Genomic DNA, 3,158 nt, shown 5'->3' on the forward strand with positions numbered 1-3,158 from the left:
CCGGCGCCCGCCGCCAGCAAGACCCGACAGTCCGACCGGCCGAGCCGGAGCGCGTGGCCGATCGTGTTCGCAGCCGTTGCCCCCATCTGCACGCTCGGTCCTTCGCGTCCGAGTGCCAGCCCGCTACCAATCGCAAGCAGACCACCGACGAATTTCACAGGTATCAGGCCAGCCGAAGCGGGCGTGGTCGATCCGGCCAGGACAGCCTCGACATGCGGAATACCGCTGCCGGAGGCGAGCGGCGCAAGCCGTCGCACCATCAGCGCCGCGAGGAAAGCGGTTAAGCTGGCCATCACGATCAGAAACAAGCCGGCTGGAAAGCCATGCCACGCACCAAGAGCGAGCATTGTACGTATCCCGTCAGCCCATTTGAGGAGCAGCCGGAACGACCCGCAGATCGCGCCTGCGACGAGCCCTGTGAGGATCGACAGCAGGGAGAGAACCGTCAGGCCGCATGGAGGCTTGTTTTCAGATGTTTCGATCACGAGATTCTTCCGAGGCGCAGCGCGTTGGTGACGACGGTAACGGAGGACAGCGCCATGGCCGCCCCCGCGATCATGGGCGAGAACAGGAGGCAGAACACAGGATAAAGGACGCCCGCCGCGACTGGGATGCCGATCACGTTGAACAAGAACGAGAAGGCGAGATTATGCCGGATATTGCGCATCGCGTCGTGCGCCGGCTACCGCGTACGGACCCGGGCACCGAGACTGCCATGCGTGAGCGTGATGCCCGCGCTCTCGATGGCAACGTCCGTCCCCGTGCCCATCGCAATGCTGATGGAGGCGGCTGCGAGCGCGGCTGCGGCCTCCATTGAAGTCGGCGACGCATGCTCCGGATCGTGGCATGTCATAGCATGCCGCTTCTGGTGATTGTTCATTCCCGGCATCGATGGCATGGTTCCGGTTTCGTCCGCCGGCTGAAGCGTCATGCCACATTTCGGGCATTTGTCTGGCTGCGCCTCCCGGACTTCCGGGTGCATGGGGCAGGTCCAGACTGTCTCAAGTGCGGAAAGATTCTGATCGTCCTGCTGATACGTCTGCTGCATGCCGTTTCTCTCGAATGATCCAGTAAGAAGAGTCGAACATCAGCTATCAACTAGCACGTTCCGAAGGAAATGGTGGAACGACCGCTTGCGAGAACGGCTTCGCATTTCCGCAATGTCTGACATGTAGTCGTAAGCAGACCCGTGCGCTGATAAAAACGCGATCGCGTTTTGTAACCTAATTAAGGGCTTTTTTCGCATCAATAAGGGACATTCGCATAATTATGGGTATCAATAACGAGCTGAAATGTCGAAATTCCTTAATTACGTTACAAGCCAAACGGTGCAGTGATGATTCGTCGCCTCAGGTCCTCACATTTGGGGTGCAGCCAAACTACATAATTGTCTGCCGTAAGCCGTTCACTCGCAATCTGGGATTCTGGAGGATCCCAGAAAACAAGTTCTTCAAAAAAACTCCTCATCGGGCAATAGGATCTCAACCAACATTAGGATACCGGCAGCCAGTGCAATTGGCAGCATGGCAGGTGGAGGGTTCGAAAAACCCCTCAAAGCTTTTAGTGCGGCCAACCGATAGAATTATGCAACAGAGCCCTAGGTGGACATAAGCCAGACGCAATGTATCATAACACGCTGGCCCCATTGAGTCCGCGGTACCCTAGGTCCCAATTAGCAACAACAACAACGCCAAAATGGCAGTATAATACCAACCAAGTATAGCTTATTACGCCCGTAAAGCTGTCCGAACATACTGTGCCACTTCTGTCTTTGTGAATCAGTCCGACCAAATGAAAGAGATGCGCATTATGACAGTTACTCCGCAAGTCATCATGATTTCCGGCTCTGCACGCGGTATGGGAGCTGCAATTGCCCGCAAGTTCTACGATGAAGGATGGAATGTCAGCTTAGGTATGCGCACCCCCAAGACACCGGAATGGGCAATAGATGATGACCGCCTGCTGGTCGTCCACTATGACGGACTGGATTCATCCAGCGAAGCCTCATGGGTCGCGCAGACCCTCGCCAAGTTCAGACGGATTGACGCCGTAGTCGCCAATGCAGGCATTGGCATCTGGAAAAATATCATTGAAATTTCGGATCAAGAGATGGATGACATGCTTGAAGTCCATGTCAAAAGCCCGCGCAGGCTCGTGGCCGCGGCATGGGACATGCTGGTGGCCAGTGGTAGGGGGCGAGTTGTTGTCATTGGGTCGCTGTCCAGCAAGCGCGTTTATGATTCGGATTCAGGCCCCTATGCGGTGTCCAAATTCGCGACGCTGGCACTGGCCCATTCCATTCGCCACACCGGTTTTGAACACGGCATACGTGCAACAGCCATCTGCCCCGGTTTTGTACGGACTGACATGGTCGAAGGCATGATGCCTGAACTAAACATGACCCCGCCCCAGGAAATTGCCCGGATCGCCTATTTTCTAGTAATGTCACCGAACGAGGTGAGCATTTCCGAAATTCCCGTCAATTGCCGGGCGGAAGAAAGCTTCTGATCGCTGTTTGCTCTGGTTTTTGCGTGATATCAATCGCTTAATTCATAGTTTTGGGGGAATATTGACAACGCGCGCAATTGTTGTCACTGACTCCAACATGAAAGCGGCGCCATTATTCCGCGAACGCACTGCTCTGACGACGACTGCCTTTGTGGAAATTGTCATCTGGCGAATGCGAAAAACCTACTGGTTTTGAAGCCTTCTGTGTGATTTCATTCCTCCGGTTCTCGTGGAGGGAATAGCGATATTAAACAGCCTAGTTCTAGTTTCTTTGATGTTGAAGAACGTGGAGGGATCGAAGAGCAGTGAAGTGATGTGTTCCATGGGAGATAGTCCGTTCAGAACACGCTGCTTTCGCTGGTTGTAAGCGAAGCAGAAGCCTCTGAGCAGGATTTCGGGATCCTCGTGGCTGGCGACACAGACCTGCAGCACTTCTGTCGGTACACGGCCATTGAAGCGTTCGACCATTCCATTGGTCTGAGGGGAGTAAGCTTTCGTCCGGCATCGTCTTCTAGTCAGTCTCGCGGGAGGGAGACGGTCGGGTATCGCCTAATTCTGTTGAAAAAGTCGCTTGCTGTGTCGGGCGGATCTGGGCTTGTGAGAAGTTTGATGCGGCTGTCTCCTTCAGGTGACCCTCTGGAGGGAGATGA

The 3,158-nt window shown here is 54.8% G+C and carries 2 protein-coding genes and 3 pseudogenes; 1 reads left to right on the forward strand and 4 read right to left on the reverse strand.

Annotation, left to right across the window (positions count from 1 at the left end; translation table 11 throughout):
• From JCM25146_RS15620 to JCM25146_RS24715, 3 genes and pseudogenes are all read right to left on the reverse strand, one after another.
• Positions 1 to 485: chloride channel protein (locus tag JCM25146_RS15620; protein ID WP_025829205.1), on the reverse strand; the 485-nt coding region annotated here is incomplete at its 3' end.
• Positions 482 to 805: pseudogene (locus tag JCM25146_RS21770) on the reverse strand (haloacid dehalogenase); the annotation flags it as partial. The gene JCM25146_RS15620 and the pseudogene JCM25146_RS21770, both read right to left, overlap by 4 nt.
• Positions 806 to 925: 120 nt before the next feature.
• Positions 926 to 1,048, reverse strand: a pseudogene (locus JCM25146_RS24715) (heavy metal-binding domain-containing protein); the annotation flags it as partial.
• Positions 1,049 to 1,809: 761 nt separating this feature from the next.
• Between JCM25146_RS24715 and JCM25146_RS15635 the strand changes: the two are divergent.
• A complete protein-coding gene (locus JCM25146_RS15635; protein WP_242401199.1) occupies positions 1,810 to 2,508 on the forward strand; it encodes an SDR family NAD(P)-dependent oxidoreductase in 699 nt (232 codons plus the stop codon).
• 300 nt (positions 2,509 to 2,808) lie between these two features.
• On the opposite strand, the pseudogene JCM25146_RS25285 reads toward JCM25146_RS15635, so the two are convergent.
• Positions 2,809 to 3,015 (reverse strand): annotated as a pseudogene (locus tag JCM25146_RS25285) (integrase core domain-containing protein); the annotation flags it as partial.
• Positions 3,016 to 3,158 lie beyond the last annotated feature (143 nt).

The organism is Acetobacter okinawensis JCM 25146 (genome assembly GCF_000613865.1).
GTDB lineage: Bacteria > Pseudomonadota > Alphaproteobacteria > Acetobacterales > Acetobacteraceae > Acetobacter > Acetobacter okinawensis.